Source organism: Roseomonas sp. WA12 (genome assembly GCF_054165765.1).
In genome coordinates, this window is sequence record NZ_JBSTUI010000002.1 from 467462 (window position 1) to 493336 (window position 25875).

The 25875-nt window shown below is 67.0% G+C and carries 24 protein-coding genes and 1 pseudogene; 14 read left to right on the forward strand and 11 right to left on the reverse strand.

The window, feature by feature from the left end; genetic code table 11:
* The first annotated feature begins 400 nt into the window (after positions 1–400).
* From ACVBD7_RS24670 to ACVBD7_RS24680, 3 genes are read left to right on the forward strand one after another with little or no spacing between them, the layout of a single operon-like run.
* Positions 401–847, forward strand: a complete 447-nt coding sequence (locus tag ACVBD7_RS24670; protein ID WP_458098136.1) for a hypothetical protein — start codon at positions 401–403, stop codon at positions 845–847.
* Positions 844–1143: a DUF3489 domain-containing protein gene (locus ACVBD7_RS24675; RefSeq protein ID WP_458098376.1), complete on the forward strand. Its 300-nt coding sequence runs from the start codon at positions 844–846 to the stop codon at positions 1141–1143. Before ACVBD7_RS24670 ends, ACVBD7_RS24675 begins: the two co-directional genes overlap by 4 nt.
* A complete protein-coding gene (locus ACVBD7_RS24680; protein ID WP_458098137.1) occupies positions 1143–1535 on the forward strand; it encodes a recombinase family protein in 393 nt (130 codons plus the stop codon). The genes ACVBD7_RS24675 and ACVBD7_RS24680 overlap by 1 nt, the downstream gene beginning before the upstream one ends.
* A 337-nt stretch (positions 1536–1872) precedes the next feature.
* On the opposite strand, the gene ACVBD7_RS24685 is transcribed toward ACVBD7_RS24680, so the two are convergent.
* The 5 genes from ACVBD7_RS24685 to ACVBD7_RS24705 form a co-directional block, all read right to left on the reverse strand.
* Positions 1873–3084 (reverse strand): pyridoxal phosphate-dependent aminotransferase, encoded by a 1212-nt coding sequence (locus ACVBD7_RS24685; protein WP_458098138.1) that lies wholly within the window; start codon positions 3082–3084, stop codon positions 1873–1875.
* Between the two features lie 8 nt (positions 3085–3092).
* Positions 3093–4085, reverse strand: coding sequence for a Bug family tripartite tricarboxylate transporter substrate binding protein (locus tag ACVBD7_RS24690; protein WP_458098139.1), 993 nt, complete (start codon positions 4083–4085; stop codon positions 3093–3095).
* 26 nt (positions 4086–4111) lie between these two features.
* The gene (locus tag ACVBD7_RS24695) at positions 4112–5089 is read right to left on the reverse strand and encodes a Bug family tripartite tricarboxylate transporter substrate binding protein (RefSeq protein WP_458098140.1); all 978 of its coding nucleotides are present in this window, start codon (positions 5087–5089) and stop codon (positions 4112–4114) included.
* A 167-nt stretch (positions 5090–5256) separates the two neighbouring features.
* Positions 5257–7362 carry a hydantoinase/oxoprolinase family protein gene (locus ACVBD7_RS24700; RefSeq protein ID WP_458098141.1) on the reverse strand — a complete coding sequence of 702 codons (2106 nt, stop codon included), beginning with the start codon at positions 7360–7362 and terminating at the stop codon, positions 5257–5259.
* The gene (locus tag ACVBD7_RS24705) at positions 7359–9002 is read right to left on the reverse strand and encodes a hydantoinase B/oxoprolinase family protein (RefSeq protein WP_458098142.1); all 1644 of its coding nucleotides are present in this window, start codon (positions 9000–9002) and stop codon (positions 7359–7361) included. Before ACVBD7_RS24705 ends, ACVBD7_RS24700 begins: the two co-directional genes overlap by 4 nt.
* Before the next feature lie 94 nt (positions 9003–9096).
* On the opposite strand from ACVBD7_RS24705, the gene ACVBD7_RS24710 reads away from it, so the two are divergent.
* From ACVBD7_RS24710 to ACVBD7_RS24735, 6 genes and pseudogenes are all read left to right on the forward strand, one after another.
* Complete coding sequence (locus ACVBD7_RS24710) at positions 9097–9987, forward strand: LysR substrate-binding domain-containing protein (protein ID WP_458098143.1); 891 nt, start codon at positions 9097–9099, stop codon at positions 9985–9987.
* A gap of 132 nt (positions 9988–10119) precedes the next feature.
* Positions 10120–10830, forward strand: a complete 711-nt coding sequence (locus tag ACVBD7_RS24715) for an IS6 family transposase (RefSeq protein ID WP_458098144.1) — start codon at positions 10120–10122, stop codon at positions 10828–10830.
* A 108-nt stretch (positions 10831–10938) separates the two neighbouring features.
* A pseudogene (locus ACVBD7_RS24720) lies at positions 10939–11902 on the forward strand (IS630 family transposase).
* A gap of 528 nt (positions 11903–12430) precedes the next feature.
* Positions 12431–12559, forward strand: a complete 129-nt coding sequence (locus tag ACVBD7_RS24725; protein WP_458098145.1) for a hypothetical protein — start codon at positions 12431–12433, stop codon at positions 12557–12559.
* Positions 12560–13456: 897 nt separating this feature from the next.
* On the forward strand, positions 13457–13975 hold the full coding sequence (locus ACVBD7_RS24730; RefSeq protein ID WP_458098146.1) for a hypothetical protein: 519 nt from the start codon (positions 13457–13459) through the stop codon (positions 13973–13975).
* A 99-nt stretch (positions 13976–14074) separates the two neighbouring features.
* Positions 14075–14290, forward strand: coding sequence for a glycoside hydrolase family protein (locus tag ACVBD7_RS24735; RefSeq protein WP_458098377.1), 216 nt, complete (start codon positions 14075–14077; stop codon positions 14288–14290).
* Positions 14291–15442: 1152 nt separating this feature from the next.
* Here the strand turns inward: ACVBD7_RS24735 and tnpC are convergent.
* The 5 genes from tnpC to ACVBD7_RS24760 form a co-directional block, all read right to left on the reverse strand.
* The gene (gene tnpC, locus ACVBD7_RS24740) at positions 15443–17032 is read right to left on the reverse strand and encodes an IS66 family transposase (RefSeq protein ID WP_458098378.1); all 1590 of its coding nucleotides are present in this window, start codon (positions 17030–17032) and stop codon (positions 15443–15445) included.
* Positions 17033–17098: 66 nt separating this feature from the next.
* On the reverse strand, positions 17099–17446 hold the full coding sequence (tnpB, locus tag ACVBD7_RS24745; RefSeq protein ID WP_458098147.1) for an IS66 family insertion sequence element accessory protein TnpB: 348 nt from the start codon (positions 17444–17446) through the stop codon (positions 17099–17101).
* Positions 17443–17811 (reverse strand): IS66-like element accessory protein TnpA, encoded by a 369-nt coding sequence (gene tnpA, locus ACVBD7_RS24750; RefSeq protein ID WP_458098148.1) that lies wholly within the window; start codon positions 17809–17811, stop codon positions 17443–17445. Before tnpA ends, tnpB begins: the two co-directional genes overlap by 4 nt.
* Before the next feature lie 53 nt (positions 17812–17864).
* Positions 17865–18188 carry a response regulator gene (locus tag ACVBD7_RS24755; protein ID WP_458098149.1) on the reverse strand — a complete coding sequence of 108 codons (324 nt, stop codon included), beginning with the start codon at positions 18186–18188 and terminating at the stop codon, positions 17865–17867.
* Between the two features lie 1211 nt (positions 18189–19399).
* The gene (locus ACVBD7_RS24760) at positions 19400–19624 is read right to left on the reverse strand and encodes a hypothetical protein (protein ID WP_458098150.1); all 225 of its coding nucleotides are present in this window, start codon (positions 19622–19624) and stop codon (positions 19400–19402) included.
* Between the two features lie 108 nt (positions 19625–19732).
* Here ACVBD7_RS24760 and ACVBD7_RS24765 point away from each other — a divergent pair, with 108 nt between their 5' ends.
* The 3 genes from ACVBD7_RS24765 to uraD all read left to right on the forward strand — a co-directional run bounded on the left by ACVBD7_RS24765 (position 19733) and on the right by uraD (position 22143).
* Complete coding sequence (locus ACVBD7_RS24765) at positions 19733–20434, forward strand: thermonuclease family protein (protein WP_458098151.1); 702 nt, start codon at positions 19733–19735, stop codon at positions 20432–20434.
* A 108-nt stretch (positions 20435–20542) separates the two neighbouring features.
* Positions 20543–21007: a hypothetical protein gene (locus tag ACVBD7_RS24770; protein WP_458098152.1), complete on the forward strand. Its 465-nt coding sequence runs from the start codon at positions 20543–20545 to the stop codon at positions 21005–21007.
* A gap of 278 nt (positions 21008–21285) precedes the next feature.
* The gene (gene uraD / locus ACVBD7_RS24775; RefSeq protein WP_458098153.1) at positions 21286–22143 is read left to right on the forward strand and encodes a 2-oxo-4-hydroxy-4-carboxy-5-ureidoimidazoline decarboxylase; all 858 of its coding nucleotides are present in this window, start codon (positions 21286–21288) and stop codon (positions 22141–22143) included.
* Between the two features lie 34 nt (positions 22144–22177).
* Here uraD and ACVBD7_RS24780 read toward each other — a convergent pair whose 3' ends face one another.
* Complete coding sequence (locus tag ACVBD7_RS24780; RefSeq protein ID WP_458098154.1) at positions 22178–23089, reverse strand: LysR family transcriptional regulator; 912 nt, start codon at positions 23087–23089, stop codon at positions 22178–22180.
* Between the two features lie 131 nt (positions 23090–23220).
* Between ACVBD7_RS24780 and ACVBD7_RS24785 the strand changes: the two genes are divergently transcribed.
* Together ACVBD7_RS24785 and ACVBD7_RS24790 are read left to right on the forward strand one after the other, a co-directional pair.
* Positions 23221–24816: an ABC transporter substrate-binding protein gene (locus ACVBD7_RS24785; protein ID WP_458098155.1), complete on the forward strand. Its 1596-nt coding sequence runs from the start codon at positions 23221–23223 to the stop codon at positions 24814–24816.
* A gap of 6 nt (positions 24817–24822) precedes the next feature.
* Positions 24823–25833, forward strand: coding sequence for an ABC transporter permease (locus tag ACVBD7_RS24790; RefSeq protein WP_458098156.1), 1011 nt, complete (start codon positions 24823–24825; stop codon positions 25831–25833).
* The last annotated feature ends 42 nt before the right edge of the window (positions 25834–25875 follow it).

The window sequence follows — 25875 nt, forward strand, 5'->3', positions numbered from 1 at the left end:
CGAGCCTGCGTCTCGCGTGATGGCTTGATCCGACTGACCGCATTGATTCACGGCACCACAGCAGCCCACGCTGGGCCGGGCGCAAGGCAACGTCACGCCGAGCGTTCCGGGCCGCGATCCCGCTCAAGAGGAGTGCTGTGTCGCGTTTTTTTGTCAACCGGTAGACTGACGGTGTAGCGCGCCGTCTAGGTGAAGCGATTGAGTTCGGATTCAACGCGGCACTGCGAAGTGGCGGGGTTTTGGGCTGGAATGCCAGTTTGGCGACTTGCGACTTGGCTTGTCCGTCGAACAGAGCGAAGCACAGCAGCGCGGGGCGCTTCCCTCCGCACCACCCTGACCGTCCCTCGGCAGGGCTCCGGGTCGTAGGACCCGATGGCCGGGTCCGACCAGGGACTTGACCATGACGAAGCTGCTCTCCCCCACTCAGGCGCAGATCCTCACCTCAGCCGCCCAGCATCCAGCCCGACTGGTCGAGGCGCCACCAAACCTACCCGCGGCGGCCCGCAACGCGATCTTCCAGAGCATGCTGAGAGCCGGGCTGCCGGAGGAGGTGTCCGGCGACGGGGGTACCGTCCTGCGGATCACCGAAACCGGGCTGGCTGCAGTGGCTGCGGCGGGCGCCGCGGAGGCGGGCAGAGAGGCCGTTGTAGAGGCGCAGCAGGCCGATGAAGGGCAGCCGGACGGCAGAGCCGCACCGCCAGGTCGAGAGGCGGCCGTGGAGCCTGGGATGCCACAGTCCCGCATATCGCTCCGTGACACCGCTACAGCCTTGCTGGTGGCCTGGGACGCCGGCCTGGAGCGCCCAAAGCCCTGCCCACCTCGATTGAGGCGCTCAGGGCAGCCCTGAGCCGCGGTAGGGGAACCCGTCCTCTTCGTGACCCCTCCGCATCATACACCCCACGCGAGGGAACCAAGCAGCAGTTGGTACTCACTCTGTTGCGCCGGGAGGAGGGGGCCACCATCGCCCAGGTGATCGAGGCCACCGGCTGGGCCCAGCACACGGTCCGCGGCTTCCCGGCAGGACTCAAGACGAAGGGCCTTGCGGTCAAGGTGCTGGAGCGGGTGCGCCAGGTTGGACATGGGGTTCGGGGCGCTAAGGGAAGCTACTCGATCTTCCGCATCGGTGCAGGGGAGCAGGGCTGATGGGCGCTCGACCTTTCCGCGTCTCCAACCAGCCCCGCTACGCCGTCGCCCTCAACCGCGTGTCTACCGCCGAGCAGGGGCACTCCGGTCTAGTGCTCGAGGCACAGCAGGCGGGCGTTCGGGCCTTCGTCGAGCGCGAGGGCTGGACGCTGGCTGGCGAGCACCAGGACATCGCATCGGGCAAGGATGATCGCCGGCCCGGGTTCCAGGCAGCACTCACCCGCTGCCGCCAACTTGGGGCGGTGCTGGTGGCGGCGCGCCTCGATCGCATCACCCGGCGCGCTCACACGCTTTCCGGCCTGCTCGAGGAGGGGATCTCGATCCGGGCAGCTGACCTTCCCGGCGCGGACGACCTGATGATGCGGCCATGGCGCAGAAGGAGCGGGAGCTGATCTCGGAGCGGACCCGGGCTGCGCTGGCGGCAGCGCGGGCGAGAGGGGCGGTGCTGGGAGGAGACCGGGGCTGGAGGCCGCCGACGCCACCGTGCGCGGCTGCTGCAGCCAGCGCTCGGGCAGAGCAGGCCACCCGGACGGCACACCGGCTCGGGCTGGAGCTAGCAGCGCTCCGGAGCGCCGGGGTCAACACCCGTGCAGGGCTCGCGCGAGCGCTAACCGAGCGTGGCGTGTCGACGCCGAGAGGTGGCTCTAACTGGACTCACACGACGGTGGCGCGGGTTGAGGGGCGGCTTGGGGCGTAGACGAGCCACCGACTAGGCGTGATCTTCGCTCATTAGTGCAGTTTTTCGCAGAACTTGCGGATGCGCCGGCACGCCTCATCCAGCGCATCATCGGCGGCAGCGAAGCTGATGCGGAAATGGCCGGGGAACATGAAGGCGGATCCGTGCACCGTCGCCAGCCCGCCCTCCGACAGCAGCGCGAGGACGAAGTCCAGGTCGCTGCCGATCCGCGTGCCGGCCGCGGTGGTGCGGCCGAGGCACTCCGTCATGTCAGGGAAGGCGTAGAACGCGCCCTCGGGCAGGTGGCAGCGCAGGCCGGGCGTGGCGTTCAGCGCCGCCACCACGCGATCGCGCCGGACCTCATAGGCCTGGCGCATCGCCTCGGTCGGCTCCTGCGGACCGTCCAGCGCCGCGACGGCGGCGGCCTGGGCGATCGAGCAGGTGTTGGAGGTGCTCTGCCCCTGCAGCTTCTCCATCGCCTTGATGATGTGGCGCGGGGCGCCGCCGAAGCCGATGCGCCAGCCCGTCATCGCATAGGCCTTGGAGCAGCCGTTCATCGTCACCGTGCGCTCGCGCAAGCGGGGCTCCACCTGGGCGAAGGTGGCGAAGCGGCGGCCGTCGAAGAGCAGCTTCTCGTAGATGTCGTCGCTGAAGACATGCACCTGCGGATGGCGCAGCAGCACCTCCGTCAGCCCGCGCAGCTCCTCCGCGCTGTAGGTGGCGCCGGTGGGGTTGGAAGGCGTGTTCACCACCAGCCACTTGGTGCGCGGCGTGATCGCCGCCTCCAGCTGCTCGGGCAGCAGCTTGAAGCCCTGGTTCGGGCCGCAGGGCAGCAGCACCGGCGTGCCCTCGGCCAGGCCGACGATATCGGGATAGGACACCCAGCAGGGTGCGGGGATGATCACCTCGTCCCCTGGGTTGATGGTGGCGATCAGCGCGTCGTAGATCACCTGCTTGCCGCCGGTAGCCACGATGATCTCCTCCGGCGCGTAGTCCAGCCCGTTGTCCCGCTTGAACTTCGCGGCCACGGCGCGGCGCAGCGCCAGCGTTCCCGAGGTGTCGGTGTAGCGCGTCTGGTTGGCGCGGATGGCGGCGATCGCCGCCTCCTTGATGTGCTCGGGCGTGTCGAAATCCGGCTCGCCGGAGGAGATGGCCAGCACGTCCCGGCCCTCCGCCTTCAGCGCCAGCGCGCGCTGGCGCATGGCCGTGGTCTGAGACGGGGAGATGCGGTTCAGGCGGTCCGCGATCAGTGAAGTGTCGGTCATGGGTTTCCTCAGCGCGCCGGGCTCAGTCTGGCACGGGCGACGATATCCTTGAACTTGGCCAACTCGCCGGCCAGGAAGGTGCCGGTGGAGGCGGGGGTGCTTTCGCTCACGGCATCGATGCCGGCGGTGCTCAGCCGAGCCTGCACCTCCGGCATGGCGAGCACGGCGTTCGCGGCCGCGTTCAGCCGCGCCACGATCGCGGGCGGCACGCCACGCGGCGCCAGCATGACGTTCCAGGTGGAGGCCTCGAACCCTGCCAGCCCGGCCTCCTGCATCGTGGGCACATCGGGGAAGAGCGGGTGCCGCGCGGCGCTTCCCATGCCAATGAGGCGGAACAGTCCGTCCCGCGCCCCGGCCGCCAGCGATCCGAGCGGTTCCCAGGCGTACTGCACCTCCCCCTTGGTCAGCGCCTCCACCAGCGGCGCGCCGCCGCGATAGGGGATGTGCTCGGCCTGCAGCCCGCCGGCCGAGAGGTTCATCAGCTCCCCCGCCAGTTGCCCGACGCTGCCGGAGCCGGAACTGCCCCAACTCGCCGCCCCTGGCCTGGCCCGCAGCGCCGCGATCAGCGCGCCCGGATCGCGGGAGGGCGAGGCGTTGGGTACCGCGAGCGCGATCGGGGAGCGGCCCAGGATCGCCACCGGCGCGAAGTCGGCGGTCGGATCATAGGGCGTGGTCTCCGGCTGCAGGGCCGGGATGGTGCCGTGGGTGGACGGCGTGGCGAGAAGCAGCGCGTACCCGTCCGCCGGCTGGCGCCGGGCATAGTCGCTGCCGATAACGCCGCCGGCGCCCGCGCGGTTCTCCACCACCATCCGCGCGCCCGCGGCCAGCAACGGCGCCATCCGGTCCGCAACCAGCCGCGCCAGCAGGTCCGCCGATCCGCCCGGCGGGAAGGGAATGGTGAAGGTGATGGCGCGGTCCGGCCATGCGCCGCCCTGTGCGCGGGCCCGGCTGGAGGAGAGCCCGGCCATCGCGGCCGCGAGACCGAGGCGGCGGGTGATCATGCAGTGCTCCCTTTCCCCGGCCCGCATCAGCCGAGGGTGATGTTCTGCGTCCGGATGATCTCGCCCCATTTGGCGAGCTCCCTGGTCCAGTAGGTGTCAAGTTCCGCTGCGCTACTGCCGATCGGCTCGATGCCGAGCTCGACGATGCGCCGCCGCGTCTCCGGATCCGCCAGCGCCTTGCGCAGCGAGGCCGAAAGGCGGCCTGCCACCGGCGCCGGCGTGCCCGCGGGCAGCAGCATGATGACATCGGTCGAGGAATCGAAGCCGGGCACGCCCGCCTCCGACAGCGTCGGCACGTCGGGCGCGAGTTCGGAACGCGCGAGCGTGCTGACGCCAAGCAACTTCAGCTGGCCGGTCGGGCGGAAGGGCAGGGCGGTGACGAGATCCACTAGAGACATGGCCACCTCGCCGGCCAGCAGGCCTTGGGCGGAAGGACCGCCGCCGCGATAGGGCACATGCAGCAGCTGGATGCCCGCCTTGGCCTGCAGAAGCTCGGTCGCCAGATGGCTGCTTGCGCCGATCCCGGCGGAGGAAAAGGTGACCGCCCCCGGCTTAGAGCGCGCATAGGCGATGAACTCTGCCACCGTGCTGACCGGCACGGAGGGATGCACGCACATTGCCTGCGCGCTGCGGGCGACCAGGCTGACGCCGGTGAAAGCCGTGCGGTTGTCATAGGGCAGGCCGCGCATGAGATGCGGGGCGATGGCATAGGTGCTGTTGGTGGCGAGCAGCACCGTGTACCCATCCGGCCGTGCCCGCGCGACATAGGCGTGGCCGACCGTGCCAGAGGCGCCGCCGCGGTTCTCCACGATCACAGGTTGGCCGAGATCGGCGGAGATCGTCTGAGCCAGCACGCGGCCCAGCGTGTCGGTGGAACCGCCCGCCGCCCAGGGAATCACCAGCGTAATCGGGCGGATCGGGAAGGCCTCCTGCGCTAGAGCAGGGCGCAGTGCTGGCAGCGCAAGGCCGGTGGCGAGCAGGGAACGACGTGTCGGCTGGATCATCTGTCCATCTCCGTTGCCCGCCGTCGCGCTTTGACGACGGGTTCGTGCCGCTGCCGTGTGCGATGCCCTGCCTCTCCTCCCGTGGGACGGGACAGACCGGCAGGACATCAGCGCATCTTCCCTTACCCGCCGCGCTCTTCGTGGCGCAGCGGCGCAGTCTTGCCGCTTCAGGGCAATTCGACGACTAGATTCCTGAACTGGTCCACCGAAACCTGGGCGCCCGGCCCGATGACGCAGGTGGACTCGCGCTCCTCAACCAGCGCGGGGCCCGTAAAGCTGGCACCGGGGGCCAAGGCGTAGCGGTCATAGACCTGGCAGGGCAACCATCCCGCGCCCTCGAACAGCACCTCACGCACGCCGCGCCGGGCCTGGGACGAATCGGTGGAGGCGCCAGTGGCGGTACCCGCGACCTCGGCGAGCTGGATATCGCGGCCAGGGGCCAGGCAGGCCACGCGCCAGCTCAGCGCCTCGATCGGCAGGTCGGTCAGCGCGCGGCCGAAGCGCTCGCGGTAGCTTTCGAAGAAGCTCTCCCGGATCGCTGGCAGGTGCTCCGAATCGATCTGCATGGAGGGCAGCTTCACCGGGATTTCGAAGCCTTGGCCGACATGGCGCATATCGGCTGCAGGCAGGGTGGTAATCTCCTCCGGCAGCGCGCCGGCCTCTAGCAGCAGCGCGCGCCCTTCCTCGGCCATCTGCGAGAGCAGCCCGTTCACATGCGCCCAGTCCATCCGCTCTAGCCGCCCCACATGGCTGCGGACGAGGTCGGTGGCCGGCGGCGCGACGAGAAAGCCGAGGGCGGAGGCGACACCGGCGCCGAGCGGCACCAGCATCCGCTTCATCTTCAGCAGCCGCGCGAGGTCGTAGGAATGCACCGGGCCGGCGCCGCCGAAGGCGATCAGCGTGTAGCGGCGGGGATCGCGGCCCTTTTCCGCCAGATGCATCCGGGTGGCGGCCGCCATGGTCTCGTCCACGATACGGCGGATGCCCAGCGCCGCGGCGTCATGCGTGACATCCAGCCCCTTGGCGATTCCGGATTCAATGGCGCGCTGCACCGCGCCAGGGTCGAGCGCCATCTCGCCACCGAGGAAGTAGCTGGGGTCCAGTCGACCGAGCACGAGGTCGGAATCCGTCACCGTCGGCTCCGTGCCGCCGCGCCCGTAGCAGATCGGCCCTGGTTTCGCGCCCGCGCTGCGCGGCCCCACCTTCATCAGGCCTGATGCGGGATCGACGCGGGAGATGCTGCCGCCACCCGCGCCGATCTCGATCATGTCCACCACCGAGACCTTCAGCGGCAGGCCGGAGCCCTTCTGAAAGCGGCGGACGCGCCCGGCCTCGAAGTCGAACTTGCGGTCCGGCGCGGCATTCTCCACCAGGCACATCTTTGCCGTGGTGCCGCCCATATCGAAGGAGACGACGTGGTTCTCCCCCGTCAGCCGCGCGAGGAAGGAGGCGGCCATGGCTCCCGCCGCCGGGCCGGATTCGATCAGGCGGATGGGGAATTCCTTGGCGTCCCGCACCGCCGCGATCCCACCGCCCGAGAGCATCACATGCAGTCGGCCGCGGAAGCCGAGGGCCGCTAGCGAGGCCTCCAGCTTGTCGAGGTAACGGCGCATCAGCGGCTGCACATAGGCATTGGCGCAGGCTGTGCTGGTGCGCTCGAACTCGCGGATCTCGGGCGCGACGCGGGAGGAGAGTGAGAGCGGCAGGTCGGGGTACAGCCCCGCCACGATGGCGCCCGCGGCGACCTCGTGCCGGTCGTCGTGATAGGCGTGCAGGAAGGCGATGGCGAGCGCCTCGATCCCCTCCTCCTCCACGAGCCGCGTGACGGCGAGGCGCACCGCCTCCTCGTCCAGCGCCAGGAGGGTGTCGCCATGCACATCGATCCGCTCCGGGATCTCCACGCGGCGGTGACGCGGCACCAGCGTGGGCGGCGCCTCCAGGAACAGATCGTAGAGATCGTAGCGGGTCTCGCGCCCGATCTCGATCGTGTCGCGGAAGCCGGCGGTGGTTAGCAGGCCGACCTTGACACCGGTGCGCTCAATAATTGTGTTGGTCACCAGGGTAGTGCCATGGACGATGCTGTGCAGGGCTTCCGGGGCCAGCCCGGTCTCCTCCAGCAGCCGCATCACGCCGGCGATGATCGCCTCGCTCGGGTCGTCCGGCGTGGTCAGCCGTTTGCCGGTCGCCACGATGTTGCGGACGGGATCGTGCAGGACGAAGTCGGTGAAGGTGCCGCCGACATCGACACCGATCCGCGCGGTGGGGGTGCTCATGGCATCACCCCGTAGTCGCGCGCTGCCGCTTCGGCCGTGACATAGCCGTTGCGGATATCCTCCTCGATCGCGGCGCGATCGCGCGCCTTCGCGTCCCCATACCCGCCGCCTCCCGGATAGAGCAGGGTGACGCGCCGTCCGGTGTCCACGCTGGTACGGGATTTCGGGTGGGGGCTGGTGCCGTCGTCGATCGTGATCACCGCGGGCGCGCCCGGCCCGCCGCCGCGGAAGCCCTGCGCCGGGTGGTCGCGCCGGTCGGAGAGAAGGGAGAGGCGAACGGCGGCGGGAGTGCGAACCTCAATTTCCGCCTCCTGGCCCAGCCCGCCACGGAACCGCCCGGCCCCGCCGGAATCCGGCCGCAGCTGCTTCCGCCACACCAGCAGGGGCGCCACGCTTTCATAAGCCTCGATGGAGCCGGCGCCGACATTGGTGGGAAAGGCGGTGGTGGGCAGGCCGTCGCGATGGGGCAGGGCGCCCATGCCGCCGCTGGCGAACAGCACCTGGGAGAAGCGGTCTCCATTCGCGTCCAGCCCGCTGAACAGCGCGCGCATGGTGGGCGCGCCGCCGGATTCCGCCATCACCTTGTCCGGCAGGATATCCGCGAGCGCCTTGTAGATGGCGCCTGCCAGAAGATGGCCGGTGAGCTGGCGCGCGCTGCAGGGCGCAGGAAAGCGCGGGTTGAGGATGCTGCCCTCGGGCGCCGAGACGGTTATGGCGCGGTAGCTGCCCTCGTTGCGTGGCGTGAAGGGATCGAGCGCGCATTTTATGGGATAGACGGAGTAGGCGTGGGTGTAGTTCAGCACGCAGTTGATACCGCGGTCGATCTGCGGGGAAGTGCCGGCGAAATCGATATGCATCGTCTCCCCGGTCACGCTCACGCGGCAGACGATGCGGGTGATGTGCTCGTCAAAACCATCCGCCTCAATGGTCGCATCATAGACACCGTCCGGCACCTCGGCGATGGCGCGGCGCATGGCAAGATCGGCGCGGGTTTGCAGCGAGTCGGACAGCGCCTGCAGGTCCTCGAGCCCCGTATCCTCCAGGAACTCGACCAGGCGCCGAACCGCCACCTCGTTCGCCACCACTTGTGCCTCCAGGTCCCCCATGACGGGGCCGGGGATGCGGACATTGGCGCTGAGCAATTCGACCAGATCCTCGTTCCGCTGCCCGGCGCGGAAGAGTCGGCTCGGCGGGATACGGATTCCCTCCTCGAACAGCTCCCGGCAATCTGCCGACCAGAGGGCGCCACCGACATCCGGGGAGTGTGCGATGGAGCCTGCGAAACCGACTATCTCGCCACGGTGGAAGATGGGCGAAACTGCCGTGAAATCCGGCAGGTGTCCGGTGGCAAGGAAGGGGTCGTTGGTGATGACGCAGTCGCCGGGCTGCCAGGTCTCGATGGGGAAGCGCTGAAGGAAGTGCTTCGTCGTCTTCGGCAGGATGCAGGAGAAGGAGGCAATGCCACCCGTATTCTCCGAGATGGAGTCGCCGTTACGATCCATCAGCACGGTCGCGAAGTCGTTTGACTCGCGCACGATGGTCGAGAATGCCGTGCGCAGAAGCCCCGTCGCGGCCTCGTCGGCTATGGAGATCAGTCTGCTCCAGTAGACTTCGAGGGTTATGGGGTCGAAGGCGTCCAAGGCAGTGCCCTTCCTGGTCGACGGAACGGGAACCGTATCCAGAGCAATCGGACTGGTCCAATATGAATCACCTATGCTTTTATAGGCTGCCGGTATGGAATTGAGGCATCTACGCTACTTCGTCATTTTGGCTGAGGAGTTGCACTTCACCCGTGCGGCGCGACGCCTTGGCATGGCTCAGCCACCCCTCAGTCAGCAGATCCGACAGTTGGAAACCGAGTTGGCGACACCTCTGTTCGAGCGGGGTACCCGGCGAGTTGCCCTTACTGATGCCGGTCGCATTCTTTTGCCGGAGGCGCGTGCCGCCCTGGCGCAGGTGGCGCGGGTAGAGACTGTCGCGCTGCGAGCCGGGCGCGGCGAGATCGGCGAGCTGCGGATTGGGATCTTCGCAACGGCGCCGCTGCTGCCAGAGTTCACTCGGGCCGTGCTCGCCTTCCGCACCCGTCTGCCGGATGTACACCTCGCCCTGACCGAGAGCCCGACGATGGAGCAGATGGAGGCACTGCGGCGTGGCCAGATCGACGCAGGCTTTATCCGTTGCCACTCGGCCGCCGACATCCCGCCGGATATTCAGGCGGTTGAGCTGGTCCGGGAGCCGTTGATCGTCTTGATGCGCGAGGGGCACGCTTTAACGCGGGGTACAGACCCGCTGCCGGTCGCCTCGCTAGCCGGGGAGCCGATGGTCTTCTTCGCATCGTCAGTCGGCACCACATTGCACGCGCAGCTGGTCGCGCTTTGCCGCTTCGCTGGCTTTACGCCTAATATCACTCAGACAGCACGGGAAAATTCGACGCTGATCGGGCTTGTGGCCGCTGGCTTTGGCGTCGCTGTTGTTCCGACCTCGCTAGCGAGGATCCGCATGGACGGGGTGACGAGCCGCGGACTGTCTGAAGACCAGGCCACCACCGCAGTCTGGCTCGCGACGCCGCGTGGTCGGACGACGGCACTTGCGCGTGCGCTGATGGCCTGCGCTGGTGGGATTTGATGTTTTTGGCTCGTTTGATGACCGTGGTGCATGGATTGGGCGTGAGTCCGAGGTAGGGGAGGATGGGGCTGGAGGGCATTGGCAAGTTGATGGGCGGTGGTCGGAACGACCAGGCCGGGGCAGTCTGACGGGATGACCTCAGACCGTGCCACCTACCCTGGATACCGGTTTCCAGCAGAGATCATCAGCCATGCGGTCTGGCTCTACCATGTGTTCAGCCTGAGCCTACGGGATGTGGAGCTGGTTCTGGCGGAGCGGGGGATCACCGTTACGCACGAGAGCATTCGGTGCTGGTGCCGGAAGTTCGGTTCGGAGTTTGCAGCCAAGCTGCGGCGGCGCCGTCCGAAGCCGGGCGACACCTGGCACCTCGATGAGGTGTTCCTGCGCATCAATGGTCAGCTTCACTATCTCTGGCGAGCGGTGGACCAGCACGGCGTGGTGCTGGACATCCTCGTTCAAGATCGGCGGAACGGGAGCGCAGCCAAGCGGTTCTTCAGGCGCCTTCTCGCGGGCCTCAAGGACGAGCCGCGCCGGCTGGTCACTGACGGGCTGAAGAGCTACGGCGTGGCCCTGCGCGAACTCCTGCCCGAGGTCCGACACTGGCGCAGCCGCTACCTGAACAACCGCGCCGAGAACTCGCATCGGCCCACCCGGCGACGAGAGCGGCAGATGCAGCGGTTCAAGTCGGCCGGGCAGGCCCAGCGGTTCCTCTCGGCGCACGGCATGATCTACGGCCACTTTCGTCCTAGCCGGCACCTGATGACGGCCGGCGAGTACCGGCGCGCCCGCACCAAGGCCTTCCGGACCTGGCGGCAGGAAACCTGGCTCCAAACGTCACTATGATCCTGCCGCGCCCTCAGTCACGCGGCCGAACTTGCCTTCTCGTCAAACAACTTGCCAATACCCTCGCGGGTTCTGATTCGACGCTGCTGTTGAGCAGCGAGGATAGTCATGACGGCACCCCTGTCACAGGACCTACGGAGGCGCCTGGTCCGGGCTGTTGAGGAGGGCGCTTCGGCGCGGGAGGCAGCGACCCGGTTTGCGGTGAGCGCATCGGCGGCAATCAAGCTGGTGCGGCGGGTGCGCCTGACCGGCAGCACGGCTCCGGCCAAGATCGGTGGTTACCGCAAGCCGCTGCTCGCCGGGCAGGAGGCGTTCCTGCGGGAGCTGACGGCAGGGCGGAAGGGGATCACCTTGGCCGAGATCCGGGCGGCGCTGATCGAGCGTGGCGCGGCGCCGGTCTCGTTGATGACCATCTGGACGATGTTGAAGCGGCTCGACCTGTCACACAAAAAAAGAGCCTGAGGGCGGCCGAGCAGGACCGGCCGGATGTGGCCGAGCATCGCCGTCACTGGCGCGTCTGGCAGCGATACATGGACCCCGAGCGCTTCGTCTTCCTCGACGAGACCGGCGCCGCCACCAACATGATCCGGCGCTACGGCTGGGGTCCGAAGTGCGAGCGCTTGGTCGATGCCGCACCACAGGGCCACTGGCGCACCACCACCTTCATCGCAGGCCTGCGCAGCACCGGCCTCGTCGCCCCTCTCGTGCTCGACGGGCCCATGACGGGCGAGGCCTTTCTCGCCTATGTCGGGCAGTTCCTCGCGCCTGTCCTGTCGAAGGGCGATGTGGTCGTCCTCGACAACCTCGCCGCCCACAAAGTCGCCGGTGTCCGCGAGGCGATCAGGGCCACCGGCGCCAGCCTCCTCTACCTGCCGCCTTACTCCGCCCGACCCTCCGAGGCAGTGCCTCGCAGCCCATCGAGCAGGCCTTTGCCAAGCTGAAGGCGTTGCTCCGCAAAGTCGCGGCACACACCAGAGAGGCGCTCTGGACCACCATTGGACGCCTGCTCGACACCTTCAGCCCAGCCGAGTGCGGAACCTACCTCGGCAACTCAGGTTATGCGTTCGAGTGAACTTGAAAAGCTCTAGCGGCTCGCAGCGAGTGCTGCCGGTGTGGAGAAGCGTAGGCGGGAAAAGCGGTTTTGGGGTGGAACGCAACCACATCCGTCGCGGTCGGCCTCCTTGGAATTATCATAACTACATCAAATCAACTTTGGTCATCAATTGAAAAATGGTTCTTTCTTTACAATGTGGTAGTCACGATATGGCGGTCTAACCCGTTACAGTAACGTCGAATCGTTACTGACTATGATTAATATCCGTAATGATCCTCGTGACGATCTTCGTGCGGCGGCGGAGGGTGTGATGCTAGTTCGAGATGGATTTAGCGTGCCGACGACTGCCTTCAGCTCGATGACGGAGGCTGTTGCGGCGATATCCGACCTCTCCCTCTACGCAGAACGCAATAACCTACTTGCTGCAGATGCCCTGTTAGCTGAGCTGCTTTGCATCCTCCACGTTCGCAAGTGCGCCGCAGCGGATGTCGTCGACGGTCGCGCCTAGTCGTCGCGAGTAGCGGTCGCGGCGAGCCGAGAGGGCAGATGAGCCTACCGTTGCCCAACGTGGCCGAAATGCGGAAGACCTTCGCCGGCTGGGTGCGCGAAGAGGTGACCGCAAGCTACACGGTGGTGCCAAGGACGGTGACGGCGTGCGGCGTGGAGAGCTGCTGATAAGCGGCGCCGCTGGCTTGGAAAGTCGGCCGCGGCTCGGGCACATTGCCCGTAGCCGCGCGCCCTGCTGCTCCTTACTTCGGGGAGGCAGTCAGGCCGGGTCAGGGTGTTGGAGCGCCCCGCCCGGCCGGGCAGCTCTTGCCCAGGCTGGCGAGGCGACGTCCAGCGGAGCGAGCGCTGTGTGAAGTAAGGCTGGCGAGCCGACGCCACCCACAACCGGATCGATTCTAGTCGGTCCACCAGCCTGTCCGAGCCGCCTCTAACCGCCCCTGGCTTAACCCGACGAGCCACGCATCCCTCAAGGTAGGGGCATCGTGCCCGTATCCGCAGTCTGCCACCGTGCCTTCTTGCGAGACGCCCCGCCGGAAACCAAACCCATGTGCCGCGGCAAGTTGCGCTGGGCTTGGTTCTATTGTCGCCATAGCGGGCGTTTCATCTGGCGCTCGAGAACCTGACGAGATGTCACCTTCAGAGGCGGTGCCGGAGACGGTGACGGCGCACGGCGTGTGGAGCTGCTGATGAGCGGCGCCCCTGCCTAGGCAGGTCGACCGCGGCTCGGCCAAACTGTCAGCAGCCGCGCGCCCCGCTGCTCCTTACTTCGGGAAGGCGGTCAGGCCGGGTAGGGGCGGAGGAGAGCCCCGCCCGGCCGTCAGGAAGGCGGCGGTCGCCACTAACTGGGGAGTCACCGCTGGGCCTTTAGCGAGGACGACGTTCGACGGCCGCAGTAGGACACAGTCGGCGGGCGGGTGCTCCCGAGACTGGTGAGGCGCCGGTCAGCGGAGCGGATGCTGTGCGAGACGGGATTGCCTTAGCCAAAACGCTCCCGCTGAGGATCTTGCGTGAAAACGTTGTAACGCGACGGACACCTACGATTATCCTTTGTTAAGGGGGTCGCTCATGTCGGTGACGAAGAAAATCTACCCGACTATCCGTAATCGGGGTTGGCGCAATCTCATGGTGGCGGCCACGAACGCGGCACTCGACCAAGAGATTTTCACTCTCGATGACCTGCCTATTAGAGATCCTCCGCTCCGGCAGAATCGTCAGCAAACGTGCACCATTTTCCGCTTCATCTTCCCGGGCGATGTGGAAGGGATCGGCGCTGTTCGGGAGATCAGCTGGGGTAAGGTCAGCATCCAAGCAGCGTTGTTTCCGAGCGATGACGCCGAGCGCTGGATCACAGTAAGCAACTCCAACTTCTTTGCGGGCAGGGTCTTCGCATCCGGCTGGTTAGAGCGCCAGAATAGGGTATTCCTTCAGTCCTCAACCCGCGCTTTCGCGTGCCGCGCTGAGGTGAGATGGCAAGTAGCGGACGCTCTGATCGAGCCCTCAGGCTATCGAGACCACGGCTCGGTGGGTTTCTACTCAAGTTTGGACCAACGCGGGCGGTCAGACCTACCAGGTCGCGCCGGCTAGCAGCCAAGTGTTGGCTTGGCCGGAGACGCTACAGCCGCCAATCCGGGTCATAGCGAACAGCCTGATCTAGCAAATCCAGTATATCGGCAGCCGTGATATCTGCGTTCCAGCGGTGGTGGGTCAGACAACCAGCTCGCGGCCTCAGTGTTCTTCGCCCCCAACTTCGGCACGGGCGCCTTCTGCCGCTCTACCGCTGCGCAGCGGTTCAGCGCCGGCGAATGGCTGGGTGAGTGCCTGGCCTCCACTGAGGACGACGCTGGCCGGCCGCAAAGGTTGATGACAGGTGAGCGGGCGGCTGAGCCGAGCCCTGTATGAGCTGGGACCGTGCGCGCCGCCGACTTCGGAACAAAAGGACAGTCAGTAGGAAGCTAGTCAACAGGTCGTTCGGCGCTAAGACACCTTACGACCTCACGGAGCAGCTCAAGGCTGCGGGAATAGCCCCTTGCCTCAGCGTCTCGCGCCAGCTCCTCCAGTTGAGAAAGGATCGGGCTCTCCACGGCTAGTCTGTCACGGATAGGCCCTTGCTCGATCGCCACGATGTAGCTCCTCCCGCGGACCCTCGAACGCTACGGAACGAGAGGCCGACCCATACGGCAGTCTCGAATAGATATGCTGAAACTGAGACGATTAACAGGGTCGCAACGATCGCCAATACTTCCAGCGCCTTTTCAAAAATCCCTGGAAATTCGAGTTATTCTGGAATTTTCTAGGAAATGAGGCTTAATGGATGGGGTGATTAGGGTGTACTAAGAATGCCGCTTGCACTGGTTGTTGCAGAATGCCCAGTAAACAGGCACTAATGCCCTTAGCCCGACATCGCTCGTGGTAGCGCGGCAATTCGTTCCAGCACGACGTCTGAGCCCCCATAAGAGGGATTGGAACTTTGGACAGCGCCAATGAGGCTCAGCCGGCCTGGGCCGCAGATTTAGACCGCGCAGTAGAGTTGGCGTGCGACACTTTCCTCGCGCGGGTCCCTGAGGAGATGCGAGACAGCGTGATGCGCCAGCTCCGATCCGAACTGGAGCAGGTTCTCTGCGCGGCTCCAGTCGTCGATGATCCTGTGTCTGCGGTCCTGATACGCGCACAGTTGGCGGCTAGCTTCGCGCGGCGGCTTCGGAAGGGCTGATCGCACCACCATCGTGGTCGGTGAGCTACCTGCAGTCTCGTGTCCCGCTACTCCCTGCTTCGGGAAAGTGGTCGGGCCGGGTAGGGGGAGGAGTACCTCGCCCTGCTAGTCGGGGTGCAGAGATGCTCTGCCCGATCGAGTGATGCGTAGGACGGCGAAGGCGAAGTCTGTCACCCTGTAAGGCTAGAACCGTGACCGGTTCCTGTTCAGTGATGGTGGATTGCTCGGGTGAACCCCCAACTCCTGCAGCGCAGTGATCAGATCGCCGAGGATAAAAGGCTTGTTGAGCCGCCGCTCATCCTCCCGAAAAGTACCCATCCGGCGAGTACCGCGGTTGACGATCAGGCGGCGGCTGAGATTGGCATCGCCTGCGGCTTCCAGTTCCACGGCAGGAGGTCGCCAAGCTTGGAGGCGGGATGATTGGCGATGCGGGCGAGGACGTCAGCGAGCCATGCCCTGGGGCCGACGTCGTTCAGCTTCGCCGTAGTGATGAGCGCGATCATGATCGCGGCCCGCTCGCCGCCGCGGTCACTGCCCGCGAACAACCAGGCCCTCCGGCCGAGAGCGATGGCACGAAGCGCGCGTTCGGCGGCGTTGTTGCTGAGGCAGATTCGCCCGTCGCCAAGGAACTCGGTGAACGCGTCCCAGCGCTTGAGGGCGTAGTCCAGCGCCTTCGCCAGGTCGTTGTGGCGGGATAGCCTGCCCCTGGTCTCCAGCATCCAGGCGTGGAGGTCGGCCACGAGCGGGGCCACGACGCCCTGGCGGTGCAGGAGCCGGTTGGCGGCCGAACACCCGTTCACTGTCCGCTCGGCGTCGAACACGCGGTCGATGCGTCGCACAGCCTCGGCGGCGAGCGGCGCGCGGGCGGCCTCGGCCAGATCGAATACCTTCCTGCGGAAGTGTGCCCAGCACGCCGCCTCCGCGATCGGCCCCAGCTTGCGGTCGGGCCGGTAGAGCTCTCCGAACCCGGCATAAGCGTCGGCCTGCAAGATCCCTGAGTAGGAGGCCAGGTGACGCCTGGGGTGCTCAGCTGTGTGGTCGCGCGAGAAGTGGAACAGGGCAGCCGGTGGGGCTGGTCCGGCAAAGGGCCGGTCGTCGCGGACATAGGTCCAGAGCCGGGCCGTGACGGTCTTGTCCCGAGCGAGCAGCGGGACGGTGGTGTCGTCCCCATGCAGGCGCTCGGCGGCGAAGACATGGGCCCGGATGAGGGCGTGGATGGGCGATAGGACCGCGGCTGCCGTGCCGACCCAGTCGGCCAGGGTGGAGACGCTCAGCTCCAGCCCCTCCCGGGCGTAGGTCTCGCTCTGGCGGTTGAGCGGCAGGTGCTGGCCGTACTTGGCCTCCAGGATCATGGCCAGCAGGTTCGGCCCGGCACGCCCGCGAGCGATGGGGTGGAACGGCGCGGGTGGCTGGGTGATGGTCTCGCAGGCGCGGCAGATCACCTTGGTCCGCTCTGCGGCCCAAGCCCGCGCGGTCTGGATCACCTTCCACGACCGGGGCACCACCTCCAGGGTCTCCGTGACGTCCTCGCCGAGCCTGGACAGCTTGCCCCCGCAGCAGGGGCAGGTGGAGGGCGACGGGACCACCACGCGCTCACGCGGCAGGTGGGCGGGCAGAGGGCCCCGGACTGGTCTGCGGGGCGGTGGCGCCCCGGCGCGATCCCCGCCCTGGTCCTCGGCCCGGGTCGTGTCCTCGGCCACCGCGGCGACGAGTTCGCCGAGCTCCAGCTCCAGCTGATCCAGCAGCTTGCGGCCGCGCTCGGAGGAGGCGCCGAACCTGTTATGGCGTAGCTTGGCGATGACGAGCTTGAGATGCGCGATCATCGCCTCCGCGCCGGTTGCCCGGGCCTCGGCGGCGATGCGCGCCTCCCGCTCCGCGGTCAGCGCCGCGCGGAGCGCCTCGATGTCGTCGGTCCGCTCCGGCACGGGCATCACGGGGGAAGTGAATCGGACGATGTCCCGCGTTGCCACCGAAATCGTCGGCAAGTCCGTCGTGACCTATCCCGCCACCTGCGGCCTGTAGCTGTGCTGCGGGTTCCGCCAGTCGATCCCGTCCAGCATGTAGGCCAACTGCGCCGACGAGATGGAAACGGCGCCATCCGCGGGCGCGGGCCACAGAAAGCGTCCCCGTTCCAGCCGCTTGGCGTAGAGCGACATGCCGAGCCCATCATGCCATACGATTTTGACCAGGTCGCCGCGTCTGCCCCGAATCACGTAGAGATCACCCGCGTGCGGGTCGCGCCCGAGCGCCTCCTGCACCTGCAGCGCCAGCCCGTTCATGCCGCGGCGCATGTCGGTGTGGCCCACAGCCAGCCAGACCCGAACGCCGGAGGGGACCGGGATCACCGCCGCAATACCGACAGCACGCGTCGCAGCGCCGCCGCGTCCACGTCGGCGCCCACCCGAACAAGGGTGCCATCCGGCAGCGCGATCTCAATCCGCGTGTCCGCCGCCCCTGCGGGCGCCACAGGCGCGGACGGCACCGCGTCGCCCACCTGCAGGGGCAGAAACACCGGCTCCCTAGGATCGGCCACCGCAAGACGCCCCTGCCGCAGCTGACGTCGCCAGTACCACAGCAGGCCGCGGCTGATGTCGTACCGCCGGGCCACCTGAGACGTTCGCGCTCCCGGCTCCTCCGCCTCCGCCAGCACGCGCAGCTTGTCCTCGGCACGCCAGCGCCGCCGCCGCTCCACCCCGGTGATGATCTCCATCCCGCCCCCGTCCTTTGCGTCGCCCTTACGAGCGTCACTAAGGTCAGCGAACATCACCCCTCAAAACAGGCGGCCCTCGGCGGATGGGTACCCCGAAAAACATGATTATGCCAGTTAGATGGTAGACCCGAGTAGTAGATCGCTTTGAGGCTTGGGCGCGTCAGTCGCGCTCGTTCGACAACTGCAAAGCCATTGATCGGAGCGCCAAGATTGATGTCGGTAAGCACCAGCTGCCAAGCGTCTCTACTATCAAGGTAAGCCACAGCCACAGCAACATCGTCTGCCATTCGGACCTCATAGTCGGCGTCCTGAAGAGCCTCTACTGTCACGTCCAGAACTAGCTCGTCATCATCGACAACGAGGAGATCGCAGGGCATCGAGTTCCACCATCTTGCGTGTCCGGCGGAACACGCGAGCCGCACTCCTGTTGCCTTGTCCCGTCTGCCCAGACGGTGCCGTCACGTAGGACAAAAAAAAGCCGCTCCCGAAAGAGCGGCCGAGTTTAGGGAGGAAACGTCAGTCACACGGCAGAAGGGGGAAATCCCCTTCCTCAAGACGAATCGTGCCGGCACTAAGCGCGGCTCGACACCTTTAATTGCATCGTCTTCGTTGGAAAGTGGGTCGACTAGCTGCCGCCATGCTGCATAGGCGAGCAGCGATAGCCAAAGCTCGGTCAGGTGGCTCACTAAAAGGGCAGATGAAGCACTTGTGAGTTCTCCAGTTAAGCGCGCCTCCAACTCCCCTCCACCTCGGCTTGGTGCTCGCGACAAGCTCAAAGCCCTGCTTCGCTGCGCATGAAATCCCCACCGAACCCAAAGTCGGCGCCGGCACCGCACACGGCGCAGAGATGCTCGAAGCAGGGCGTGATGCGCGATACGGCGCGCCGTGCCTTGTCAGGCTGTTTGTGTGGCGTCGCAGCTACAGGGCGGTAGGATGGATGATGGTCCGACATGCTCGGCGCTTACCGCCGTAGACCAGAGTGGACTAGGCTGCAGCATTGCCCTTTTTGCGGATGAGACTTCCGTCTGTAGTCTGCCGGGCCAGAGGCGGTCAGCGGCAAAACCTGCTGGCCGCCCATTCTGGTATTCAGTCCGGTTCTGCGCGGTGACTCCCGTGTGGTATCGACGGTGGCGGATCGGCCTCCATTGCCGCTGCAGGACGCTCCAACCATGCTGCCAAGTCGGCTGGCACTTCCAACGTTCCGCGAGCCATCTTGCGCACCCGCGCCTTATCCATCCCGAGGGCATCGGCCAAGCCTCGCTGCGACCAACGCAGCAGCGCAAGGCATTCGCGGAGCCGGGTGGGGGTCAGGAGCGCCGCCGTTCCACGCAAGCTCTCCACCCGGTGCTGCCATAAGGCGCGCCCTCGGAATGGCAGCCGGCCAGCAGCCCTGCTGCGGCATCGTTGCGGGCTGAAAGAGCCAGGAGTAGCCGATAGAGCTCATCGTCGTTCAACGGCTTCGTGGGAACGCCATCTTCGGTCAGCGGTAGGTCCGGCGGCAGGAGAGGGTAGGACTGTGCCGTGGCCGGCGACGGACAGGCCGCGAGCAGGAGCATGGCGGCCACGGCTCTTGCGATCATCCCAAGGGTCACCCGCCCTGACCCCGTGCCGCGTCCAAGGCCAGCATGAGTGCGTCGGTGACAGCCTCCCCGCCATCGATCATCGCCGCCCGCGTCGCAGCCCAGGTCATCACCGCCACGACCACTTCGCGTTCGTGCCAACCAGCGTCCTGAGCCTCGAGGTTAAGTGCGCTGAGAGCAGGCGCTATGGCCTCGCCGCAGAGCGAGAATCGGCGGCCCGGATCAATGTCCATGGGCGGAGGAGGGGGAATGGGAGGCACGGGCATGCCGCCCAGGTTGCCAAGTCATCTGCCGCTTGCCCAGCGGCTACAGCCAGCCGCGATGACGTGGCAGCATGATGCATGCACATCCATCTGCTGCGGCTCGCCGCCCTTTCCCTACTTGCACTCCTCAGCCTCACCTTGCCGTCTTGGGCCGCCGAACTCACCGGCCGGGTCGTCGGCCTCTCGGACGGCGACACCATCACTGTTCTGACCGCGGAGCGCCGCCAGGTGCGGATCCGCCTCGGCGAGATCGACACGCCGGAGAGCCGACAGCCTTATGGTGCGCGAGCACAGCAGGCCCTCTCCGAGCTCGTCTTCGGCAAGGATGTTCGGGTGGTGGTGCAGGACACCGATCGCTATGGTCGGATCGTGGGGCGGGTCTACGCTGGCACGGTGGACGCCAACGCTGAGATGGTCCGTCAAGGAGCGGCCTGGGTCTATCGGCAGTACAGCCGGGACGCGGCGTTGCTGCAGCTCGAGGCCGAAGCGAAGACGGCCCGTCGGGGGCTCTGGGCATTGCCAGAGGCGGAGCGCACGCCACCATGGGAGTGGCGCGCTGCGCAGCGCGGCGGAAGCAACGGGCAGGCCTCTACGGCTCCCACCATTACCCCTCCCCAGCGGCCCACGCCGTCGGCCGCCAGCGGCTTCACCTGCGGCGCCAAGCGGTACTGCCGGGAGATGACGAGCTGCGCGGAGGCGCGGTTCTACCTCAGCCAGTGCGGGCTCTCTCGGCTGGACGGGGACGGTGATGGGGTGCCGTGCGAGACGCTGTGCAGGTAGGACCGCTGCAAGGGACGGCCAGCCAGATGAGGCAGAAACCTTCTGTGATCGCCGCTAGCGCCAAATCGTTGTTCCCGAATCGTTCTCGAGCGGTTTAGCGTCCGCCGCATGAGCCACCTCCACGACACCCACGCCCCTCCCGCTGACCTGGACGTGCTGGCCGCCCGGCGCGCGGAACTCGTCTACCGACTAGCCGTCGGGCGCGGCTGTCCGAAGTGGGAAGCCTGGGCGCAGGCGGTAGCCGACTTCGGCGCCCATCATCCGAGCTGGCCTATGCCGCTTGTGGAGCGCGAGGCTGCGCGAATTGTGGGGGCCCTCGTCCTCAACCAACTTGCAGCCGCCGCGGCCGAGGCGAAGCAGTCGGCGAACAGGATCCCGCTCGATCTGCTGGTGGACCTAAACACACCGGAGACGCCCGAGAGCATGCGAGCTTCAATGCGGGTGGAGGGGCTGGGAGCCGGTGCGGTGTCCGTCTTCCGCGGCGTCTGGAAGGTGGGCGGCAACCTGCGATCGGTAAGCGCTCCCCTACCGCTGGGCCGCTTACCTGAGAGTGGTGCAAAGTTGCGCGCCTGACAGGACCGGAGGGCCGGACAGACGCTCGGCGCGCTGGCGGCGCACTATGCTTTGTTTGCTGAAGCAGGAAGGCGACTGACAGCCCGCAAGGCCTAGCCAGGCAGATCGCGCTTGCTGACTCTGCCGAACAGAGCGAAGCAGGAGCTGCGTGCAAACACTTCGCTCCTCTACCCTGAACACCAAGGCGGGGAACATCCACGTCGTTGTGAAAGCCTTGTTAAACAGTGGCCCTGCCTGCCATGGATGCATGACGCCGATGGACCGAGGGGATCTGCCACATGGCCGGTAAGACGACACTGGCGTCCCTGAACGACACCAGCGTGGCGGAGTTTGCGGCGCTATTGGATGGGGTGTTCGAGCATGGTCCCTGGGTAGCCACTCAGGCTGCGGGACAGCGCCCCTTCGCATCGGTCGCGGCCCTTCACCGAGCGCTGCTGGGAGTTGTACGCCAAGCGCCGGAGGAGGAACGGCTGCGCTTCCTCAACGGCCACCCGGAGCTGACGGCCGGACCATTGGCGGCCGGTCTCACTGCGGCATCCCGTGCCGAGCAGGGCGGTTCGGCGCTGGCGCTGGTTCCCGGCGCGGAGGAATTGTCGGAGTTGCAGCGTTGCTACCGCGAACGGTTCGGCATTCCCTTCATCGTCTGCCTCCGCCGTCACACTCCTGCCGACGTCATCCGCAGTCTGCGCCGCCGGTTGGATTGCAGCGTGGATGCAGAGAGGGAGGCCGCGCTCGACGAGGTCGGCCATGTCAGCCGGCTCCGGCTGGCGGCCCGCTTGGTTGAGGACGGTACGCTGCCCACACCCGGCGTGCTGGGCATCCGGGTGCGGAACGCCGTGGACGGCGGTCCCGCTGCGGGGGTCAGACTGCGGCTGACGGAGGAAGGGCAGCCAATTGGCGAATGGATCACGGATGCCGCGGGCACCACGGCGGAGCCTTTGCTAGCCGGCGGCGCGCTGCGGATCGGAGCTTATGGGCTGAACTCGGCCTCTGATCTGCTCGTGTCCACGCGCGGCACCAGAGCTTGGCTGGAGGGCGTGGACCTGCGCTTTTGGATCAAGAATCCGGAGACGTCTTGCCAGATCACCGTGCTGATCGGTCCCCTGTCCTGCGAGGTGCGCGTCGATACGGTATGAATCGGCACAGGCCGGGGTCACTCCTGGCGTACCGCTACTCTCCACCGGACGTCCCCTGTCGGCTGTGTAGGCTGCGCGCGACCTGGTCGGCGAACTTCGCGGCCGCGACGGAGAGGCTGCGACCGCGGAGCTGTCCAAGTACAACCTGCACCGCCGGCATGTCGCGTTCGTCGACCGGGCGCGCGCAGATCCCCTCCCAGTCTGGTGTTGCGATCCCGGGCACCTGGAAGGAGATCAGCGCCTCCCGCCGGACGTAGCCCCGCAGAAACTCGAAGTTGTCGGATTCCACCGCCGCCCGCGCCGGAAGGCCGGCGCGCAGCACGGCCGCATCCAGCAGGTGCCGGATGGACAGCGCCGTGCCCGGCATGGCGAGCGGGTGCACCAGGCAGTCGCGCAGGCGCACCGGGCCGGTTCCCGCGAGCGGGTGATCCTTGCGCATGAGCACGTAGAGGGGCTGCCTCCATTCGAACAGGACGCGAAGGTCCGGCACGGGTGGGGGTTGGAGGATCAAAGCCAGGTCGACCTCGTAGCCGAGAAGGGCGGCGACGGCCTGCGACCGGTCTCGGACCAGCACCGCGAAGGAGACGAGCGGGTGGCGAGCGCGGTAGGTTTGGATCTCGTCCGGGATCACGCTATCCGAAAAGGCTTGGCTGCAGGCCAGGGCCACATGGCCCCGCCGCTCGCCCAAGAGGTCGGCGATTTGGGAGCGGACCCGCTCGAAGCCGGAAAGCTGATCCCGGGAGTGGCGAATCACCATCTCGCCCGCTGCGTTCGCTCGCATGCCGTGGGGTAGGCGCTCGAAGATGGGCGTTCCCAGTTCTTGCTCGAAATCCTGGATTTGGCGGGTGAGGGCGGAAGGGGAGATGTTCATCCGCTCCGCCGTGCGCCGGATCGAACCACTGCGGGCGACGTCGCTGATCAGATCTAGTGTGCGCAGGTGACGCATGTGGCTCCTCTGGGCTCCTGTTGCATTTTGTGCAACGGGCCGGTCTCAAACAAGCACTGGATCGGCGAGGGTACTCCCATGCAATCGTCCGGCACCGGAATCCGGCCCTTGTCCTCGATCGGGAATCCCTGATGCGCCGCCGCCACCTCCTTGCCGCTACCGCCGCCCTGGCGGCCCCGAGCGTCCGGCCAGTCACCGCCCAGACGGCCCCCAGCCGGGCCGAGACACTGCTTCTCGTGCAGGAATATGGCCCGAACAGCCTGGACATGCAGGGGCTCGGTTCATCCCAGCCCGTCAACGGCGTGGCTCTGAACTGCTACGACCGTCTCGTCCGCTTCAAGCGCGTGCCCCTGCCGGGCGAGGGCAACGGCAGCACCTTCGACATCAACGCGCTGGAGCCGGAGCTGGCCGAGAGCTGGCAGGAGGCGAGCGACGGAATGAGCTGCACCTTCCGCCTGCGGGAGGCAAGGTTCCATTCCGGCCGGGCGGTGACGGCAAGGGACGTGAAGTGGTCGCTCGACCGTGCCGTCTCGATTGGCGGCTTCGCCACCACGCAGATGGCGGCGGGCAGCCTGGAGAAGGCAGAGCAATTCGTGGCGGTGGATGAGCGCACCTTTCGCATCGACTATCTCCGGCGCGACAAGCTGACCCTGCCGAATCTCGGCGTCACCATCCCCTTCGTGATCGATAGCGAAATGGCGGTGCGGAACGGCGGCGGCGATCCCTGGGCCAAGGACTGGCTGAAGAACAACGCCGCGGGGTCCGGCGGCTTCCGGGTGGAAGCCTTCCGGCCGGGCACCGAGACCATCTATGCCCGCAACGACGACTGGGCATCAGGCCCGCGGCCGCAGCTGCGCCGCGTAATCGCGCGCGATATCCCCTCGCCCTCCACGCGGCGGGCGCTGATCGAGCGCGGGGATGCAGACATCTCCTACGGGCTGCCGCCGAAGGACTTCAAGGACCTTGCCGAGGCCGGCCGCGTGCGGGTGGTCGGCGTGCCCGTGCCGAACGCGCTGTGGTCACTCTCGCTCAATGCGGCGACCGGCCCCTTCACCGATGTGCGGCTGCGCCAGGCGGTGGCCTGGGCCATCCCCTACGAGGCCATCATGCAGGCCTCGCTGTTCGGGCGCGGCGTACCGATGTTCGGCGGTCCGGCCGAGCCGACCACCGCATGGCCGCAGCCGTTCCCCTATTCCACCAACGCCGCCCGTGCCCGCGCGCTGGTGCAGCAGGCCGCGCCCGGCGGCGTAACCACGAGCCTGCTGTTCGATGCGGGCGCCGCCACCATCTCCGAGCCGATGGCCGTGCTCATCAAGGAAGCGCTGGCACCGATCGGCATCAGCGTGGAGCTGAACAAGATCCCCGGCGCCAACTTCCGGGGCGAGCTGAACAAGAAGACGGCGCCGATGGTCATCAACCGCTTCGGCGGCTGGCTGGACTTCCCGGACTACTACTTTTTTTGGAACTATCACGGCAGCAATTCGATCTTCAACATCTCCTCCTACCAGAACCCGGCGATGGACCGGCTCATCGACACCGCCCGCTTCGCGCCGGACAATGCGTCCTACGACGCCGCGGTGAAGGGCTTCATCGGGCTGTCGGAGACCGAGGTGCCGGTGATCCCGATCGCGCAGCCGCTGCACGACGTGGCGATGCAGCGGAGCATCGGCGGCTACCAGTTCTGGCCGAGCCGCGAGCCCGATTTCCGCTTCCTCACCAAGGGCTGAGGGCACGTGCTGCGCGTCGCGCTCGGGCGCCTCGGCACCGCGATCCCGAGCCTGATCGGGGTGGTGATCGTCACCTTCCTGCTCACGCGGGTGCTGCCGGGCGATACCGCCACCTATTTCGCCGGGCCGGTAGCGACGCCTGAGGCGATCGCACAGATCCGCGCCCAACTGGGGCTGGACCAATCCTTGCCGGTGCAGTTCGGGCAATATGTCTCGGACCTCGCACGGGGCAATCTCGGCACCTCGCTCGGCACGGGGCAGCCGGTGCTGGCCGAGATCGCGGCGCGGCTGCCGGCCTCCGCCGAGCTGACGCTGTGCGGGCTGCTGCTCGCGGTGCTGGTGGCAGTGCCGCTCGGCATTCTTGCGGCGCTGCGGCAGGGCTCCTGGATCGACCATCTGTGCCGGGTGCTGACCACGGCCGGGGTGTCGCTGCCGGTGTTCTTCACGGGGTTGCTGGCGGTGTACGTCTTCTACTTCGTGCTGGGCTGGGCACCCTCGCCCCTCGGGCGGCTGGACGCCTTCGCCTCGGCCCCGCCGGCGGTGACGAACTTCTATCTGATCGACAGCCTAATCGCCGGTGACACCGAGACCTTCCTCGCGACGCTCTCCCAGCTCGCGCTGCCGGCACTTACCCTCGCCCTCTTCGCCCTCGCGCCGCTGGCACGCATCACCCGCGCTTCCATGCTCTCGGCGCTGGATTCCGACTTCATCCGCACCACGCGCGCCAGCGGTCTGTCGGGCCGCACGGTGGTGTTCGCCTATGCCTTCCGCAACGCGATGCTCCCGGTCGTCACCACGCTCGGCATGGTGTTCTCCTTCCTGCTCGGGGCCAACGTGCTGGTGGAGAAGGTCTTCGCCTGGCCGGGCATCGGCTCCTACGCGGTGGAGGCGCTGATCGCGTCGGACTACGCGCCGGTGCAGGGCTTCGTGTTGACCATGGCCGTTCTCTACATCGCGCTGAACCTGACGATCGACCTGCTCTATGGCCTGATCGACCCGCGCGCGAAGGCGGCGTGATGGCCGACATTCCCGTTCAGACGGCAGCGGGCGCCGAGGTCA

Excerpts from the sequence above, each read along its gene's own strand:
- tnpA (WP_458098148.1), bottom strand. The coding sequence starts at position 17,811 with ATGGAGATCATCACCGGGGTGGAGCGGCGGCGGCGCTGGCGTGCCGAG.
- ACVBD7_RS24685 (WP_458098138.1), bottom strand. The coding sequence starts at position 3,084 with ATGACCGACACTTCACTGATCGCGGACCGCCTGAACCGCATCTCCCCG.
- ACVBD7_RS24780 (WP_458098154.1), bottom strand. The coding sequence starts at position 23,089 with ATGCGTCACCTGCGCACACTAGATCTGATCAGCGACGTCGCCCGCAGT.
- ACVBD7_RS24680 (WP_458098137.1), top strand. The coding sequence starts at position 1,143 with ATGGGCGCTCGACCTTTCCGCGTCTCCAACCAGCCCCGCTACGCCGTC.
- ACVBD7_RS24670 (WP_458098136.1), top strand. The coding sequence starts at position 401 with ATGACGAAGCTGCTCTCCCCCACTCAGGCGCAGATCCTCACCTCAGCC.
- ACVBD7_RS24730 (WP_458098146.1), top strand. The coding sequence starts at position 13,457 with ATGTCGGTGACGAAGAAAATCTACCCGACTATCCGTAATCGGGGTTGG.
- ACVBD7_RS24755 (WP_458098149.1), bottom strand. The coding sequence starts at position 18,188 with ATGCCCTGCGATCTCCTCGTTGTCGATGATGACGAGCTAGTTCTGGAC.
- ACVBD7_RS24695 (WP_458098140.1), bottom strand. The coding sequence starts at position 5,089 with ATGATCCAGCCGACACGTCGTTCCCTGCTCGCCACCGGCCTTGCGCTG.
- ACVBD7_RS24715 (WP_458098144.1), top strand. The coding sequence starts at position 10,120 with ATGACCTCAGACCGTGCCACCTACCCTGGATACCGGTTTCCAGCAGAG.
- ACVBD7_RS24700 (WP_458098141.1), bottom strand. The coding sequence starts at position 7,362 with ATGAGCACCCCCACCGCGCGGATCGGTGTCGATGTCGGCGGCACCTTC.
- ACVBD7_RS24760 (WP_458098150.1), bottom strand. The coding sequence starts at position 19,624 with ATGGACATTGATCCGGGCCGCCGATTCTCGCTCTGCGGCGAGGCCATA.
- ACVBD7_RS24770 (WP_458098152.1), top strand. The coding sequence starts at position 20,543 with ATGAGCCACCTCCACGACACCCACGCCCCTCCCGCTGACCTGGACGTG.
- tnpC (WP_458098378.1), bottom strand. The coding sequence starts at position 17,032 with ATGCCCGTGCCGGAGCGGACCGACGACATCGAGGCGCTCCGCGCGGCG.
- uraD (WP_458098153.1), top strand. The coding sequence starts at position 21,286 with ATGGCCGGTAAGACGACACTGGCGTCCCTGAACGACACCAGCGTGGCG.
- ACVBD7_RS24785 (WP_458098155.1), top strand. The coding sequence starts at position 23,221 with ATGCGCCGCCGCCACCTCCTTGCCGCTACCGCCGCCCTGGCGGCCCCG.
- ACVBD7_RS24725 (WP_458098145.1), top strand. The coding sequence starts at position 12,431 with ATGAGCCTACCGTTGCCCAACGTGGCCGAAATGCGGAAGACCTTCGCC.
- ACVBD7_RS24690 (WP_458098139.1), bottom strand. The coding sequence starts at position 4,085 with ATGATCACCCGCCGCCTCGGTCTCGCGGCCGCGATGGCCGGGCTCTCC.
- ACVBD7_RS24765 (WP_458098151.1), top strand. The coding sequence starts at position 19,733 with ATGCACATCCATCTGCTGCGGCTCGCCGCCCTTTCCCTACTTGCACTC.
- ACVBD7_RS24710 (WP_458098143.1), top strand. The coding sequence starts at position 9,097 with ATGGAATTGAGGCATCTACGCTACTTCGTCATTTTGGCTGAGGAGTTG.